Here is a 16,624-nt window from a genome sequence, read left to right on the forward strand (position 1 = left end):
GAGGCCCATTATGTTAAAGGGCGTAAAACAAAACAGTCCCTTCAGGGTATTTTAGGTGTACGCTATAGTTTTTAATTATATGGTTATTTTTTAGTTATCTTTAAATGTATGATTGTTTAAAGGTCTTTAATGAAGGTTCAGAAAACAATTTTTCAGAGCATGCAGCTTCGCTTTTCATGATAAACTGTATACCCTTATATACTTGATTATGCATTACTTTTTTCTTTTATAAGAAAACTCCGAGGAAATGCTAAAGAAGCACTATAAAAACGCTCTTATATTCTTGATCAAAAAAGTATTCAAAAAACTGTAAAGAACAGTTTTTTATGAGATAAGAAGGATTTTTAAGAAGGATTATTGCAATCTAAGGTTGAAAATATATTTTGTAGAGCTAATTACGTTTGGTGTCTATGCAGACGTGAAGGGGGAGGATATGGCGATACAATATAAATGGAAACGAAATTTTTGGATACTCATGTTGAGCAGCTGTTTTGTGCATGCTGCTTCTGCAAATGAGGGGGGGGCACCGCTTTTTTGTCAATCTTCAAGTTATGAAAATGACAAAGTATTTCACAATCAATACAATGAGGATATGAAATCAGCAAGATGCATCCTTGGAACCTCTCATGATGTCATGGTTAGAACGCGCAATGAATTAGACTTTTTAAAAAAGCCTAGCGATTTTACTATGGATAAGGGTTCTAGAATATTCGTGAGTCAACAGGCGCTTGACAGCAGTCATCGTGACAATATTGGATATAATACACAAGAACAAAATACTGCGTTTCTTAAAAAACCTGAACTTATCTCCATTAAAGATGGGGCCCTGCTAGAAAATTATATCCTTGATAATGAAGGTAAAGCATACATTTCAAATGATGGTGAGATTGATAGTCCTGGGCGATCCATTAATAATACAGTAAAGAATGGTGCAGAGCTTTATGTGTATGCAGGAGGTCTCAGTGAGAATAGTAAAATTGAACATGGTGGAATTGAAAATGTTGAGGCTTTAAAGGGAAAACAAGGACTTTCGAAAAATGCTGTTGTTAAAGAAGGAGGACAACAAAGTGTTGGAAATGGAGGAAAAGTAGAGGGGACTAAAATTTATGGTGGTGAGCAACTGGTTTTCGGGGAAGGGGATGTTGGAGAAGAGGTTAAAGGGAGTAGTGCTTCTCATACCGTAATTTATGGTCAAGATGAAACACTAGGCCAACAAAAAGTATATGATGGGGGAAAAGTTTGGAATACGAAAGTTATGCGAGGGGGCGTACAAGAGATTGGAAAAAAATCTCAAAGTGCAAAAAATGGTGGTTTTGCGTTTGATACAGAGGTTTTTGGTGGTGGTAAACAGCGTATCTTAAAAGGTGGTCAGTCCATTGGAGTTACTTTAAATGAGAACGCTATTCAGGAAATAGATACTGATGGATCTGTAAAAAATCTAACAATGAATGATGAAACAAAATCATGGGTGCATGCTGGAGCGACATTAGAAGGCAAAACACAGGTAAATCATTCTGGGCAACTTCATCTTTATGCTGGGAATGATCAACATCGCACTACAGTAGAAGATATTATTTTGAATGGAAAAGATACAAAACTGTACTCTATTACTAATGAGTTTGATGGAAAAAGCTCTTTGATACAAAAATTAAGTGGTGAGGGGAGTGTTATTTTTGCATTTACTGGTTCCGATCCATATTATTCTCAGCTGCATGTGAATAATCTTTCAGGCAGTTTACATTTTGCATTCAATACTACGATTGCTCATAATCGTGGTGATTATCTCTTGGTTGAGAAAGGGGCTGGAAATCATACGATAAGTGTTGCTGATTCTGGCGTTGAAATCACGGATCCTTTTTCAAATAAACGTGATTTAATTACGGATCAAAGTGGTGGAGCGAATTTTACGCTGACAGATCTTAAGGGTGAAAAAATTAACGCCATTGATGGTGGAACTTATATGTATGGATTGAAAGAAAGAAAGGATGAAAATGGAAAAGTGTGGTTTTTATCGGCAGACCGTCTCAGTGGGCCAGAAAACTCTATTCCAGATCCAACAAATCCTTTTTTTCCTGGTGAAACATCAACGACTCCCTCTACAGATGCAGTGTTAACGTTGTCCGTAGTTCCTGGACTTATTTTTAACAATGAGTTGCAAATTATACGGAATGGTAGAAAAATTTGGGACAGAAATAAGAAAGATATCGAATTATGGACTTATGCAATTAAGAGTAGAGAACGCATTGCGACAGGCCATACACACTTTAAACTTGGGCAGACAGGTTTAGTCTTTGGTGCTGATCAGTTGAGTGAATTAAGGCATGGAGATTTGTATGTTGGTGGTTTTGGAAGTTATGATCAAGCACGTGTTTCTCATGCACGAGGTGGTGACAGTAGTTTGAGCTCTTACAGCATTGGAACTTACGCAACTTATTTTGATCATCGTGGATGGTATATGGATAGTGTTTTGAAATATAATTATTACCAGGATGATTTGAAAGCCATCTCAACGAATAGCTTAGTGATTCAAAGTCATTACAATCAGTGGGCGATAGGTGGATCATTTGAGATTGGTTGTTATTTTGAACCGGCACAGAATACTTGGATGCAGCCTTATATCAAGCTAACAGGTTTGCAGGTTGAAGGTAAAAAAATAAAACTTTCCAATGGAATGGTCGGTGATTTAAGCCCATTGACTTCATTCCGCAGTGAAGTTGGATTGACTGCAGGACATGAATTTTTTGTGAATTCAGAAACTTCATTAACAGCTTACATTATGGCAGCTTGGTTGCGTGAGAATATAGATAATAATTATACGACAATTAATAACCAGCATAAATTTATCACGGACTTATCAGGCAGTGCGGGTAAATTGGGAATTGGTTTAAACGGTTCGGTCAATGATAAACTAACACTTTATGCGGAAACATACTATCTAAAAGGACATAAGATTAAGAATGCTCTTCAAGGTATTTTGGGGTTACGCTATAGTTTCTAAATATGTGTGTACACGGCTGATTAACTTTATAAATGTCATTGTTTTGCAAGCTTAAACAGATAACGCTAACTCTGTCTTCTCGAGAGTATAGAGATCTTACTCAAAGAGTAAGGATGCTTTTATACTCTCTTCTAAGATAAGGTATTAATTTATTAAAGAGTGTTCATTGTTTTGCATGTTGAATGAGAGTTTCAAATATCGTAAAATTCTCTTATTTCAAATCTGCTCCATGTTAAATTAATCAAAACCATTTTCTTACACGTCACAAGCGGGGAAGCTTGCGTGGATAAAAATTGTACAAGAGAGAACTAAAAATACCTCTTATAAATTGCTTCAAGTATAAAAGAGTGTTGCGTTGCAGCATTTTAGAGCTAGAAAAGTGCGTGATGGTACCGGTTTGCTTCGCCATAAGCGTAAAGATAATGACGCTCACGGATTTACCATTATACTATTCATGGTCAACGTTAGGAAATGGGCTTGGGGCTTTGAGAGATATCTCTTTAAAATAAGCCCGTGGAATTGCAACGCAATAGCGCTCTGTTTTACGTGAAGGGTGTGCCCCATTAAATCTGTTGTCCCTATTTTGTCAGCAGGGCTGTCACAACAATCAAAAGTGTTGTTAGCGATCGTTTGCTTGTGTTTTGGTCATTGTGGATTCATCGTTTTATGGTTTGTAAAGTTAGAACTGGCATTGCAATGCTTCTTATAAATATACTAAGTATAATCAGTCTAGCATTTACTTTTGGATTAGGGATTATTTTTATAATTACACCTTGGGTATTGATTGATTTTATAGTCATTTTAACAGGAAATTTTAAAGACAAAGCTGGGTGTAAAATCACAAGTTAGTGGGATATCCAATATTTGTCATATAACAAAGTGGGGCATTCAGCTTACTTTGATTGTCTTGAGGGGGGATAAATTGGTGATAAAAAATTGTTTACGTTTCTAGATTGGTAATGAGGTGTTAATCAAAATCGTGCATAGTTGGGCAAAATATTAAGAAATTTGTGCTGTAAAGACTGTGCTATTTTATGTGGACAAAGCAGAAACGTCGATCAATCAAAGTACGCTTTGTACTGCCTCTTATGACGGTGGGAGTCTTAAGCTATTTCAGTTACCACATTTATCATGGTGAGTATGGGTTATATTCACGCAGTGAAGTTAATCAGCATATTAGTGAATTAGAAAAGGAGCTTCATAAAATAGAAGCTGAGCGGATATTCATAGAAAAGCGTATTTCTCTTTTACGCAATGGACATATCGAAAAGGACATGTTAGATGAATATGTCCGAAAAAATTTAAACTTTTCTAAGTCCAATGAATTGACAATCTTAACGCCTTGTAAAGGCTGCCAAAAGTGAATAAAAAATCGCTTAATTTAAACAACAATCACCGATGATATTGTTTAAGCTGATTGATAAGGCTTGTAACTTTTGTTCGTAAAGGTTATTCCTAAACGATCATAAAAGGGAGTTTAATATGGCAGAACGACTTAAAAAAAATTCTGCGTCGGCGGCGCGCACTGCATTATCAAGCACCACAAAGAAAGCACCAATAGCAGATTTTACAAAAGAGGAAGAAATTGTTGCCTATCGTGAAATGCTTTTAATTCGCCGTTTTGAAGAAAAAGCAGGACAACTTTATGGCATGGGGCTTATTGGGGGATTTTGTCACCTTTATATTGGGCAAGAAGCCGTTGTTGTTGGAACATTGAAAGCGGCAAAAGAAGGTGATCAGGTTATTACGTCTTACCGTGATCATGGACATATGTTAGCGGTTGGGATGAGTCCGCGTGGTGTTATGGCAGAATTAACGGGGCGCCAAGGGGGCTTTTCCAAAGGAAAAGGTGGCTCGATGCATATGTTCTCTAAAGAAAAAAACTTTTATGGGGGACATGGTATTGTTGGGGCGCAGGTTCCCATTGGTTCAGGCTTGGCATTTTCGAATCAATATCTTGGTAAAGATAATGTGACATTGGTTTATTTTGGTGATGGTGCTGCAAATCAGGGGCAGGTTTACGAGAGTTTTAATATGGCTTCACTTTGGAAGCTGCCTGTTGTTTATATTATTGAAAACAATCAGTATGCTATGGGAACGTCCGTTTCACGTGCATCTGCAGAAACTGATTTTTCCCGTCGTGGTCTTTCTTTTGAAATTCCAGGTATTGTTGTTGACGGTATGGATGTTCGATCAGTAAAAGGAGCTGCTGATGAAGCAATTTCTTGGGCACGCTCAGGTAAAGGGCCAATCATTCTTGATATGCAAACCTATCGCTATCGTGGTCATTCCATGTCTGACCCAGCGAAATATCGTTCAAAGGAAGAAGTCCAAAAAATAAAAGAGGAACACGATCCGATTGATCAAGTAAAAAGTCGGATTCTTAAAAAAAATTGGGCGAGCGAGGACGATTTAAAATCTATTGAGAAAGAGGTTCGTGCAATTGTTGCGGATGCGGCAGATTTTGCACAAAGTGATCAAGAGCCAGATGCTTCTGAGCTCTATACTGATATTTTAGTTTGATGCGAGGGAAGCAAGTATGTCTATTGATATTTTGATGCCGGCGCTTTCACCAACTATGGAAGAAGGTAAACTGTCTAAATGGCTCAAGAAAGAAGGTGATAAGGTTAGCTCTGGCGATGTTATTGCTGAAATTGAAACGGATAAGGCTACAATGGAAGTAGAGGCCGTTGATGAAGGTACTCTTGGTAAAATTTTTGTGCCTGAAGGTTCTGAAGGCGTGAAGGTTAACACTGTTATTGCGATTTTATTAGAAGAAGGTGAGCGTGCTGAGGATATTTCGCAACCTACTGATGCAACACAAAAACCTAAAGAATCTCCACTCTCTCTTTCCTCGTCAGTTCCGAAGTCTCCTCCTTTTGATATGACTCCTGATTTTGATATTCCAGCGGGTACCCAAATGGTTACGATGACAGTTCGTGAAGCGCTTAATCAGGCTTTGGCTGAAGAAATGCGGCGTAATGAAAAAGTTTTCCTTATGGGGGAAGAAGTTGCGCAATATCAAGGTGCCTATAAAGTTAGCCAAGGTTTGTTGGAAGAATTTGGGGAATGCCGAGTTATTGATACTCCTATTACAGAGCACGGTTTTGCTGGGTTGGCTGTTGGTGCTGCTTTTGGAGGGTTACGTCCTATTGTCGAGTTTATGACATTTAATTTTGCGATGCAGGCGATGGATCAAATTATTAATTCAGCAGCAAAAACACGTTATATGTCTGGTGGACAAATGACTGCTCCTATGGTTTTCCGTGGTCCCAATGGTGCAGCTGCCCGTGTTGGTGCTCAACATTCTCAATGTTATGCAGCATGGTATAGTCATATACCAGGTCTGAAAGTTGTTATGCCTTATAGCGCTGCAGATGCAAAAGGTTTGCTAAAAGCAGCTATTCGTGATGATAATCCTGTTGTTTTCCTTGAAAATGAGATTTTGTATGGGCATCAATTTGATGTTCCTCAACTCGATGATTTTGTTTTACCTATTGGTAAGGCGCGTATTCATAAGTCTGGACAAGATGTGACAATTGTTGCATGTGGGATTGGAATGCATTACGCGGTTGAAGCTTTATCTGAAATTGAAAAACTTGGTATCGATGTTGAATTAATTGATTTACGGACCATTCGTCCGATGGATCTTCCAACAATTCTTTCTTCAGTTAAAAAAACAGGTCGTTTGGTTACAATTGAAGAGGGATTTCCTCAGTCATCTGTGGGAACTGAAATCGCAACGCGTGTTATGCAGCAGGCTTTTGATTATCTTGATGCGCCAATTGCTACGATTTCTGGCAAAGATGTTCCGATGCCTTATGCAGCTAATCTTGAGAAATTGGCTTTGCCTAATACGGCTGAAATTATTGAGGCTGTTAAGGCTGTGACGTACAGAGCAAACGGAGGAAAGCACGATGCCCATTAAGATTACAATGCCAGCGCTTTCCCCTACAATGGAAGAGGGAAATTTAACAAAATGGAATATTAAGGAGGGAGATAAGGTTTCCTCTGGTGATGTTATTGCTGAAATTGAGACGGATAAAGCGACGATGGAAGTCGAAGCTGTTGATGAAGGTAGGGTTGCCAAAATTATCGTTCCTGCTGGAACACAAGGCGTTAAAGTGAATGCTTTAATTGTTGTTTTAGCAGAAGAAGGTGAAGATTTAGCTGAAGCTGCAAAAGTTGCAGAAGAAATCTCTTCTTCTACAAGACAAGAACCAAAGGGCATCAAACAGATAGATTCTCCGAAGCGGGCGGATTCCAAGGATACAAAAATATCTCATGAATCATCAACTGGACAATTAATACAGCAAGATAAAAAGGGCCCTCGTCTTTTTTCCTCTCCCTTAGCGCGGCGATTAGCATCTCAGGCAGGTCTTGATTTATCCCTTATTTCTGGGAGTGGTCCGCATGGGCGTATTATTAAGCGTGATGTAGAAAAAGTTATGAGCGGTGATATTTCTAAGACTTCTTATTTGTTACAGACAGGAGAGCCAGTAGCCGCAGGTGCTTCTGAGAAACAGATACTGAAACTCTTCAAAGAGGATGAATATGTTTTCATACCCCATAATAATATGCGTAAAACAATCGCTACACGTTTGGTGGAATCAAAACAGAAGGTCCCACATTTCTATGTAACGGTAGATTGTGAACTTGATGCGCTATTAGCGCTGCGTACACAATTGAATGCTGCTGCACCAATGGTTAAGATGCAGGAAGAAGCTAAGCCTACTTATAAGATTTCTGTTAATGATATGGTGATCAAAGCTGTCGCACTTTCTTTGAAAGCGGTTCCTGATGCGAATGTCTCTTGGCTTGAAGGTGGAATGCTTCATCATAAACATTGTGATGTTGGGGTTGCTGTTTCTATTCCCAATGGATTAATTACGCCGATTATTCGCCATGCAGAGGAAAAGCCGTTATCGCTTATTTCCAAAGAGATGAAGGATTTTGCAAAGCGTGCGCGTGAGGGCAAGTTAAAAATGGAAGAATATCAGGGTGGAACAACAGCTGTATCCAATATGGGGATGTATGGTGTGAAAAGTTTTTCTGCTATTCTTAATCCACCGCATGCGACAATTTTTGCGATTGGTGCAGGGGAGCAACGTGCTGTTGTTAAAAATGGTGCATTAGCCATTGCAACAGTTATGTCAGTTACAATTTCTGCGGATCATCGTGCTGTCGATGGTGCTTTAGCAGCAGAGCTCGCGCGGACTTTTAAGAAGATGATTGAAAATCCATTAGCAATGTTGGTTTGAACTGTTTAACAGTTCTTCACGTAAATTGTGAGAGAGTGTATTTAAGAGAATAAAAACAAATTTAAAGAGTTTGAGGAGCAGAGGTATTGCTGTTTCTAGTTTGGGTAAAGCATTTATAGAAAGCTTAGAGTATAAAGAAATAAGATAATTCTGTTATGTTCATTTTCAGTCTTAAGTTCAAAAAATGCATATCCATTTTATATATATCCATGGAGGAATTACTGTGGCAAATCTTTATGATGTAATTGTGATTGGATCAGGTCCAGGCGGATATGTAACCGCAATTCGTGCAGCGCAATGTGGCTTTAAGACTGCGATTGTTGAACGTGAACATTTGGGAGGGATTTGTTTAAATTGGGGATGTATTCCAACAAAGGCTCTTTTACGTTCAGCGGAAATGAAACATTTTGCTGAACATGCAAAAGATTATGGACTAAAAATTAATGGTTCAATTGAGGCAAACATCAAAAATGTTGTGGCACGTTCACGCGGTGTTTCAGCACGTTTAAATGCTGGTGTTGCTTTTTTAATGAAAAAAAATAAAATTGATATTATCTGGGGTGAAGCAAAGCTTACTAAAGAAGCAAAGGGAAGCCAGCCTGCGGAAATTATGGTTTCTTCATCCTCCAAACCGGTTATGCAACCACAAAATCCAGTCCCTAAAGGGACCTTGGGAGAGGGAACTTACCAAGCAAAGCATATCATTATTGCAACGGGTGCACGTCCTCGTGTCCTTCCTGGTATTGAGCCAGATGGAAATCTCATTTGGACTTATTTTGAAGCTATGATACCGCCAGAAATGCCAAAATCGCTTTTGGTCATAGGGTCTGGGGCTATAGGCATTGAATTTGCCTCTTTTTATCATGATATGGGAGCGACAGTCACTGTTGTTGAAATAATGCCCCACATCATGCCTGCTGAAGATATTGAAATTTCAACATTTGCTTGTAAACAATTAGAGAAAAAAGGTTTACGTGTTCTTCGTCAAGCAAAAGTAACAAGGGTTGAAAAATCTTCCGATTCTGTAACTGTACATATTGATATTCAAGGTAAAAAAGAGACAATGACTGTTGATCGGTTGATTTCTGCTGTTGGGGTGCAGGGTAATATTGAGAATCTTGGATTAGAAGCTCTGGGAATAAAAACCGATCGTGGGTGTATTGTAACTGATGAATGGAGTTGGACAGGCGTTTCGGGTATTTATGCTATCGGTGATGTGGCAGGTCCTCCTATGTTAGCCCATAAAGCAGAAGAAGAAGGCGTAATATGTATTGAACATCTTGCTGGTTTAAAGAATGTTCATCCGCTTGATAAGAAAAAAATTCCAGGATGCACCTATTGCACACCGCAAGTTGCTTCTGTAGGGCTTTCAGAAGCGACAGCAAAAGAAGCAGGGTATGATATACGTATTGGTCGTTATTCTTTTTCCGCGAATGGCAAAGCGATTGCTCTGGGTGAAGATCAAGGGTTAGTAAAAACAATTTTTGATAAAAAAACAGGACAGCTTCTTGGGGCCCATATGGTAGGAGCTGAGGTAACAGAATTAATACAGGGGTTTGTCATTGCCATGAATCTTGAAACAACAGAGGAAGAATTAATGCATACTGTTTTTCCACATCCGACTTTATCGGAAATGATGAAAGAAAGTGTATTGGATGCTTATGATCAAGTTTTAAACGCTTGATGATTAGATTGTATGAAAGATCTTAAATTTTTCATTGCTCCTTCGTATTTATAAGGCAAAGGCTTAAATGGTTACGGTTGTTGATAGAGTTACGAATAGACGTTTGCGCCATCCTGAAAAGGCGCATCGTCCGGATACAAGCGTTCAAAAAAAGCCGGATTGGATTCGTGTAAAAGCGCCAACATCACCAATTTATAAGGAAACACATGGTATTGTACGTACGCATAAGTTAGTGACTGTATGTGAAGAAGCTGGTTGCCCTAATATTGGCGAATGTTGGAGCCAGAGGCATGCTAGCTTTATGATTTTAGGTGAAATATGTACGCGTGCTTGTGCTTTTTGTAACGTTGCAACAGGTATTCCACTTGCCGTTGATCATAATGAGCCAGAACGTGTCGCTGATGCTGTTGCACAGATGGCACTAAAACATGTTGTCATTACATCTGTTGATCGTGATGATCTTGCTGATGGTGGTGCTGAGCATTTTGCAAAAGTTATTTATGCGATTCGTCAAAAAACTCCTAAAACAACAATTGAAGTTCTTACACCTGATTTTCGTCATAAGGATGGCGCTTTAGAAGTTGTTGTTGCTGCTAAGCCTGATGTTTTTAATCATAACTTAGAAACAGTTCCTTCTAAATATTTGAAGGTCCGTCCAGGGGCACGTTATTTTCATTCAATTCGTTTATTACAACGTGTTAAAGAACTTGATCCAACAATTTTTACAAAATCGGGAATTATGGTTGGCCTTGGGGAGGAGCGAAATGAAGTTTTGCAATTGATGGATGATTTGCGCGCTGCTGATGTTGACTTTATGACAATTGGACAATATTTGCAGCCTACACGAAAACATCATCCAGTTGTTCGTTTTGTGCCTCCTGAAGAATTTGAGTCTTTTGCCAAGATTGGTAAAGTAAAAGGATTTTTACATATGGCCTCCAATCCTCTAACGCGTTCATCTCATCATGCTGGAGATGATTTTGCCATTTTGCAAAAAGCGCGTGATGAAAAATTTTCCTTACAGAGATAATTATGCCAACTTTTTCAACACATCGGCAAGTTGCCCATAGTGCTCATGAGATGTTTGATCTTGTGTCAGATATTGAACGTTATCCTGAGTTTTTACCAATGTGTGAGGCTTTAACAATACGTTCTCGCAAGGAATGTGACGAAAAGACATTGCTTCTTGCAGATATGACAGTTGGTTATAAAGTTATTCGAGAAACTTTTACGACCCAGGTTTTTCTTCAGCCGAAGAAAAGTTTGATAGAGGTTAACTATATTGATGGTCCATTTAAATATCTTGAAAATCGTTGGGTCTTTCATAATATTGAAAATACCAATGCATGTAATGTAGAGTTTTTTATTGATTATGAATTTAAAAGTAAAATACTGGGACGCCTGATGGGTTCAATGTTTGATATCGCGTTTCGTAATTTTACCGATGCCTTTGAAAAACGTGCACATCAGATTTATGGCTCGACAATAGCATAATTTACTCTGTTATTTTTTAACAATACACATTGTTTATAAAAGTGTAAAGATGAAAACTGATTTTCATCTTTACGATTTATTTTTAATGCAGCTTTCAAAAGCATACTGAAGGAATATCACTTTAAGTGATGAAGATGATGCACAGCTTCACGCTTTTGTTTCTCTCTTTTTTAATGGATGCACATTTGTTAAAAAAACGCCCAAATAGAGCATGCTTGCATCATATCCATTTCATAATAGTGCTCATAATAAATAGGATAGATTCTCGTAAAAGTGTATAAAATCTACATTTATACACTTATGAAGAAGTCAGTCAGCACCATTTATTTGCCATCTCTCAAGATGTTATGCCAGCTCTTAGCATCTGAGAGAGAGGTACAAGTGTCCCTTTCTTTGATCATTTTATTTATACAGTTTTTTCTCTTGTGGCGTGCAAGTGAATAAATTTGATTAATTCAATCTACACAGGACTAAAGTGAGATAACTTTACGCTATTGAGATCTTTCATTTTCAACTTATGATACAATAAATTATTTTTTTAAGAGGTTGATGATTATAGACTCAACGTGGAATAGAGAGTTTTAAAATTGGTGGGGAGAATTCAGTGAAGAAATTCCAGAATCATTTTAAAAGCATTTTCAACTGTTGCATGGCGGATAGCATTGCGATTAAGATGACCAAAGTGCATTTCTTTGTGTAGGGAGGAGTGATTTTTGTAAGCAATTGCGCAATGCACAAGTCCTATAGGCTTATTGAGACTTGCGCCTCCTGGTCCTGCAACGCCTGTTACAGAAACTGCAATATCAGCTTGTGAATGTTTTAATCCGCCTTCAGCCATTGCAAGAGCAACTTCTTTTGAAACGGCACCATAGGTTTTTATAAGTTCAGCACATACGCCAACAAGGCGTGTTTTAGATTCATTTGAATAAACAACAAATCCACAATCGAGAACATCTGACGATCCTGCAATATTTGTGAGGCTTGCAGCAATGAGTCCTCCTGTACAAGACTCTACAGTTGTTAACAGCAAACCTTTTTGGCGAAAGGTATTAAGGACTTCATGTGCTTGTTTTTCACAAAGATATGTCATTGGGGAATTTCTCCTGAATAAAGAACGCTCGCTGTTGCAAGAGCAGCAATTCCCTCACCACGACCAATAAATCCAAGCCGTTCATTTGTTGTTGCTTTGATAGAGATTCGATCAGGTGTTATTGCAAGTATTGTCATAAGATTTTCTGTCATGGCATGACGATAGGGACCAATTTTAGGATTTTCAGCGATAATTGTGATATCAACATTGGCGATACGACCACCTGCTTGTTTTATAATATCAAGAGCATGACGGAGAAAAATTTCTGATGATACATTTTTCCATTGAGGATCAGAGGGAGGAAAATGTGTACCGATATCTCCAGCACCTTGAGTTGCAAGAAGGGCATCTGTTAATGCATGAAGAGCAACATCCGCATCGGAGTGTCCATTTAATTTTTTATGAAAAGGGATTTTTATACCACATAATATAAGAAAATCACCATCCTCAAAAGAGTGAACATCATAACCATTGCCGGTACGAATATCAGGAAATATTTGCATTTTCTTTTGGAGATATAAATGTGCAGTATTAAAATCTTCATGCCATGTAATTTTTATGTTGTTAGGATCACCTGGAACAGTAAGCATAGGAATTCCAAACCATTCGGCAATTGCGCAATCGTCAGTGAATTCTTGTTTGCAAGCTTGTTTTGCTTGTTTATGGGCCGCTAAGATATGTTCAAAGGGAAAACACTGTGGAGTTTGTGCACTATAAAGATGGGTACGGGGAATTGTTTCTAAAACATGCTGATTATTTATACGTTTAAGGGTATCAGAGATGGGCAGAACAGGAAGAACACCTTCTTGAGGAGTAACGGTGGTATGAATGTTATTAAGAAGCTTGTTTTCGATAAAAGGGCGCGCACCATCATGAATATGCACATATTGTGGATTAAATTTTTTGAGTGCCTGAAGTCCATATAAGGTAGAGATTTGACGTGTATCGCCTCCTTCAACGATAATAAGGCTTTCTTTAAAGTCGGCGATAGCCTGTTCACAGATTTGACGATCTTCTGGATGAATAACAAGAATAATTGTTGTGATAGCTGGATGCTGCAAAAAACAATGCACGGTATGATAAATAATTGGCTTTTGTCCTAGAAGCCGATATTGTTTTGGAATTTTATGGGGAGATCCTGCTCTTTCACCCCGTCCAGCGGCTAATATTATTGCTGCAATAGAAATACTTAATCTCCTTGTATTATAATCTTAGTTTGCTTTTTTATCATTAATTTTAAAATGATTTTGAAAGGATGGTTGTTGTAGATCAGCAAGGGATATCACGGATAACACCTCAAAAAAAGCATTTAATGCTTTTTGAAGTGCGGTATTTAAACCACAAAAATCAAACAAGGGGCAAGTTGGTTCTGCAGTATCGAAACATTCTGCTAGGGAAAAGTTATCCTCTGTTACTTTCACAACATCAGCGACTGAAATCTCTGCTGCGGGTTTAGCCAATTTAACGCCACCATTGCGTCCACGCACTGTTTGGATAAAACCTGCTTGAACAAGCGGTTGAAGGATTTTAAATAAAAAAAGTTCTGAAACGGCATATGCCTTAGCAATTTCTGGAACACGACTGAGAGTTTCCTGATTATCTGCACAATACATGAGCATCCGAAGAGCATAATTTGTTTGTTTTGTTAATCGCATCTCATTTCCTTTGTAAAGTATCGTCGAACGTAGTTTATTTTAAAGATATTTTGCAAAATGCAGAAGTTCTTTCTCATTGACTATATTTGCTCTATTTTAAATGTAGTATTATTATTGTCAATTTTTGTTACAAAAGATTATATGAGGATAATGGGAATAAGGGTATGTAAGCTTATGATGAATGTAACATCTGTGACGAATCTTCAAGACATAGATAAAAATACTTTTAATGATGAGTTGTATCGTTTAAGTAAGATATATATCTTTTTAGGTATTACAATTATTGTGTTGGCTTTACTTACAGCCTCTGTTTCGTTCATTATTCTTATTGGCTTAACTCCTGTTGTTCCCAGTAGAACAGTAACCCTTATTCTTATAGGGATTAATAGTTTTTGGGTTTTAGGGCTTGTTATCATCGTTTTTTATGAGATGGTTCCGATCATTCGTGCTTGGCGTTCAAGGCGTGCAGGCTCACGTCTTCATGTGCGCCTTATTTCATTGTTTGCACTTGTTGCAACAATGCCAGCTGTTGCTGTAGCTCTTGTGTCAGGGCCAGCACTGAATTTGGGACTTGATCGATGGTTTGATACAACAACGCGGCAAATTGTGGGTTCTTCTATTGATTTAGCAAATGCTTATGCAGATGAAATGCTTCAAAATTTAAAAAATTTATCCTACGCTATGGCATTTGCACTTGATAATAAAAAACTTTTAGAACGTAATCCAGCTGAATATCGGATGCAATTGACGCGTCATGCTATAGGACGCAATTTGCGTGGTGCATTTTTGTTAAGTTCTAGTGGAACTATTTTTGTATCGAGTGCTCTTGGTGATGAGGATAAACTACCAATTCCTCCTTCCAATCTTATTGAGCGTGCAACCAGTGCAAGGCCTTTTTCTTTTCAACCAGGCGTTCATGATTATTTCGGTATTATTTTAAAATTTACCAATATTCCAAACACATTTTTATATTTGGTGCGTGACGTTGATAAAGGTGTTTTATCTGCTTTGCGTTTGACAGAAGTCAATACGGATCGTTATCGTGATTTAAATGAAAATCGCCTTCTGACACAAATTGCATTTGGTATGCTTTATTTATGTCTTTTTTTTAGTTTATTCCTATCAGCTATTTGGGCTGCTATTGCTGTGGCTGATCGCTTAGTACGTCCTATTCGTCTTCTCATTAGTGCTGCTGATGATGTTGCTTCTGGGAATATGGAAATTTTCGTGCCAGTACGAGCAAAAGATGGCGATATTGGGCAATTATCTAAAACTTTTAATTATATGGTTAGTGAATTGAAAAGTCGGCGCAATGAGTTGATTGCAGTGCGTGATCAAATTGATGAGAGACGGCGTTTTTCTGAAGCTGTGTTATCGGGTGTAACGGCGGGCGTAGCAGGAATAGATGATAATGGTGATATTACCATTATCAATCGGTCTATTGAAGCGATGTTTGATATTCGCTCTGAACACGTTGTTGGACAAAGTCTTTTATCTTTAAGTGCTGAAATTTGGCAGGTTTTTCAGTTTGCGCGTTCATTGGATCGTAAAAATCACCGTGAACAGGTCACTTTAAACGTTGCAGGAAAAGAGCGTGTCTGTAATGTCCAAGTTACGATGGAGGAAGATGATGGACAGGGGCGATCTTGGGTTCTAACAATTGATGATATTACAGACCTTGTTGCAGCGCAACGTACAGCAGCATGGGCGGATATTGCACGGCGTATTGCACACGAAATTAAAAATCCCCTCACACCTATTCAATTATCCGCTGAACGTATTCGTAAACGTTATAACAAAGTTATTACACAAGATAGAGAGGTCTTTGAGCGGTGTATTGAAACTATTATTCGACAGGTTGGAGATATTGGACGTATGGTTGATGAGTTTTCTTCTTTTGCCCGTATGCCCAAACCACAAATGCATGTTTTAGATATACGTGAATTGTTGCGTGAAGCATGCTTCTTGATAGAAGTGACACGACATGATATTCATTTTGAGCAAGACTTAGGAAGTCTACCTCTTATGGGTGCATTTGATAACCGTCTCATTGTACAGGCTTTTTGCAATGTGATCAAAAACGCGAGCGAATCCATAGATTCAGTTATGCGAGAGGAAAATATTCACGGCCATATTCTTGTCCGTTCTTATCATCAAGAAGAATGGGTGGTTGTGGATGTTGTTGATAACGGAAAAGGACTTCCTAAAGAGCAAAGACAAAAGTTATTAGAACCTTATATAACAACACGGGAGAAGGGAACAGGACTCGGGCTGGCCATTGTGCGCAAAGTTATTGAAGATCACGGTGGTTCCATGGAGCTTCATGATGCACCGGAGAGTTTTTATGAAGGTCGTGGTGCGATGATCCGTTTGATGTTTCCGACGGTTGGGGGTAAGCAGGGTAGTATTATACAAGCTATAAATCATAAGATAGGGGAATAG

At 38.3% G+C, this 16,624-nt stretch carries 12 protein-coding genes; 9 read left to right on the top strand and 3 right to left on the bottom strand.

Annotation, left to right across the window (positions count from 1 at the left end; translation table 11 throughout):
- Positions 1-433: 433 nt before the first annotated feature.
- From bafA to ACFIMQ_RS07740, 8 genes are all read left to right on the top strand, one after another.
- Positions 434-2,998 carry a BafA family autotransporter gene (bafA, locus tag ACFIMQ_RS07705; protein WP_375703742.1) on the top strand — a complete coding sequence of 855 codons (2,565 nt, stop codon included), beginning with the start codon at positions 434-436 and terminating at the stop codon, positions 2,996-2,998.
- 1,034 nt (positions 2,999-4,032) lie between these two features.
- On the top strand, positions 4,033-4,362 hold the full coding sequence (locus tag ACFIMQ_RS07710; protein WP_375703743.1) for a septum formation initiator family protein: 330 nt from the start codon (positions 4,033-4,035) through the stop codon (positions 4,360-4,362).
- A gap of 118 nt (positions 4,363-4,480) precedes the next feature.
- The gene (gene pdhA / locus ACFIMQ_RS07715) at positions 4,481-5,521 is read left to right on the top strand and encodes a pyruvate dehydrogenase (acetyl-transferring) E1 component subunit alpha (protein WP_375703744.1); all 1,041 of its coding nucleotides are present in this window, start codon (positions 4,481-4,483) and stop codon (positions 5,519-5,521) included.
- A 16-nt stretch (positions 5,522-5,537) separates the two neighbouring features.
- Positions 5,538-6,926 (top strand): pyruvate dehydrogenase complex E1 component subunit beta, encoded by a 1,389-nt coding sequence (locus ACFIMQ_RS07720; RefSeq protein ID WP_375703745.1) that lies wholly within the window; start codon positions 5,538-5,540, stop codon positions 6,924-6,926.
- Positions 6,916-8,259 (top strand): pyruvate dehydrogenase complex dihydrolipoamide acetyltransferase, encoded by a 1,344-nt coding sequence (locus tag ACFIMQ_RS07725; RefSeq protein WP_375703746.1) that lies wholly within the window; start codon positions 6,916-6,918, stop codon positions 8,257-8,259. The genes ACFIMQ_RS07720 and ACFIMQ_RS07725 overlap by 11 nt, the downstream gene beginning before the upstream one ends.
- Before the next feature lie 223 nt (positions 8,260-8,482).
- A complete protein-coding gene (lpdA, locus tag ACFIMQ_RS07730; RefSeq protein ID WP_375703747.1) occupies positions 8,483-9,943 on the top strand; it encodes a dihydrolipoyl dehydrogenase in 1,461 nt (486 codons plus the stop codon).
- A 67-nt stretch (positions 9,944-10,010) separates the two neighbouring features.
- On the top strand, positions 10,011-10,973 hold the full coding sequence (gene lipA / locus ACFIMQ_RS07735) for a lipoyl synthase (RefSeq protein WP_375614947.1): 963 nt from the start codon (positions 10,011-10,013) through the stop codon (positions 10,971-10,973).
- Between the two features lie 2 nt (positions 10,974-10,975).
- Complete coding sequence (locus tag ACFIMQ_RS07740; protein WP_375703748.1) at positions 10,976-11,437, top strand: type II toxin-antitoxin system RatA family toxin; 462 nt, start codon at positions 10,976-10,978, stop codon at positions 11,435-11,437.
- A 601-nt stretch (positions 11,438-12,038) separates the two neighbouring features.
- On the opposite strand, the gene ACFIMQ_RS07745 is transcribed toward ACFIMQ_RS07740, so the two are convergent.
- The 3 genes from ACFIMQ_RS07745 to rirA are packed head-to-tail and all read right to left on the bottom strand — an operon-like array spanning position 12,039 to position 14,182.
- Positions 12,039-12,527, bottom strand: a complete 489-nt coding sequence (locus ACFIMQ_RS07745; RefSeq protein ID WP_375703749.1) for a CinA family protein — start codon at positions 12,525-12,527, stop codon at positions 12,039-12,041.
- Positions 12,524-13,714, bottom strand: coding sequence for a bifunctional 2-C-methyl-D-erythritol 4-phosphate cytidylyltransferase/2-C-methyl-D-erythritol 2,4-cyclodiphosphate synthase (locus tag ACFIMQ_RS07750; protein WP_375703755.1), 1,191 nt, complete (start codon positions 13,712-13,714; stop codon positions 12,524-12,526). Before ACFIMQ_RS07750 ends, ACFIMQ_RS07745 begins: the two co-directional genes overlap by 4 nt.
- Before the next feature lie 24 nt (positions 13,715-13,738).
- Positions 13,739-14,182: an iron-responsive transcriptional regulator RirA gene (gene rirA / locus ACFIMQ_RS07755; protein ID WP_375616833.1), complete on the bottom strand. Its 444-nt coding sequence runs from the start codon at positions 14,180-14,182 to the stop codon at positions 13,739-13,741.
- A gap of 177 nt (positions 14,183-14,359) precedes the next feature.
- Between rirA and ACFIMQ_RS07760 the strand changes: the two genes are divergently transcribed.
- On the top strand, positions 14,360-16,624 hold the full coding sequence (locus tag ACFIMQ_RS07760; protein WP_375616845.1) for an ATP-binding protein: 2,265 nt from the start codon (positions 14,360-14,362) through the stop codon (positions 16,622-16,624).

It is taken from the genome of Bartonella sp. AD13SXNS, from assembly GCF_042196465.1.
GTDB lineage: Bacteria > Pseudomonadota > Alphaproteobacteria > Rhizobiales > Rhizobiaceae > Bartonella.

Bases quoted from the DNA above. Each gene is read 5' to 3' on its own strand.
- ACFIMQ_RS07720 (WP_375703745.1), top strand. From the start codon at position 5,538: ATGTCTATTGATATTTTGATGCCGGCGCTTTCACCAACTATGGAAGAA.
- ACFIMQ_RS07725 (WP_375703746.1), top strand. From the start codon at position 6,916: ATGCCCATTAAGATTACAATGCCAGCGCTTTCCCCTACAATGGAAGAG.
- ACFIMQ_RS07710 (WP_375703743.1), top strand. From the start codon at position 4,033: ATGTGGACAAAGCAGAAACGTCGATCAATCAAAGTACGCTTTGTACTG.
- lipA (WP_375614947.1), top strand. From the start codon at position 10,011: ATGGTTACGGTTGTTGATAGAGTTACGAATAGACGTTTGCGCCATCCT.
- ACFIMQ_RS07745 (WP_375703749.1), bottom strand. From the start codon at position 12,527: ATGACATATCTTTGTGAAAAACAAGCACATGAAGTCCTTAATACCTTT.
- ACFIMQ_RS07740 (WP_375703748.1), top strand. From the start codon at position 10,976: ATGCCAACTTTTTCAACACATCGGCAAGTTGCCCATAGTGCTCATGAG.
- pdhA (WP_375703744.1), top strand. From the start codon at position 4,481: ATGGCAGAACGACTTAAAAAAAATTCTGCGTCGGCGGCGCGCACTGCA.
- ACFIMQ_RS07760 (WP_375616845.1), top strand. From the start codon at position 14,360: ATGAATGTAACATCTGTGACGAATCTTCAAGACATAGATAAAAATACT.
- rirA (WP_375616833.1), bottom strand. From the start codon at position 14,182: ATGCGATTAACAAAACAAACAAATTATGCTCTTCGGATGCTCATGTAT.
- bafA (WP_375703742.1), top strand. From the start codon at position 434: ATGGCGATACAATATAAATGGAAACGAAATTTTTGGATACTCATGTTG.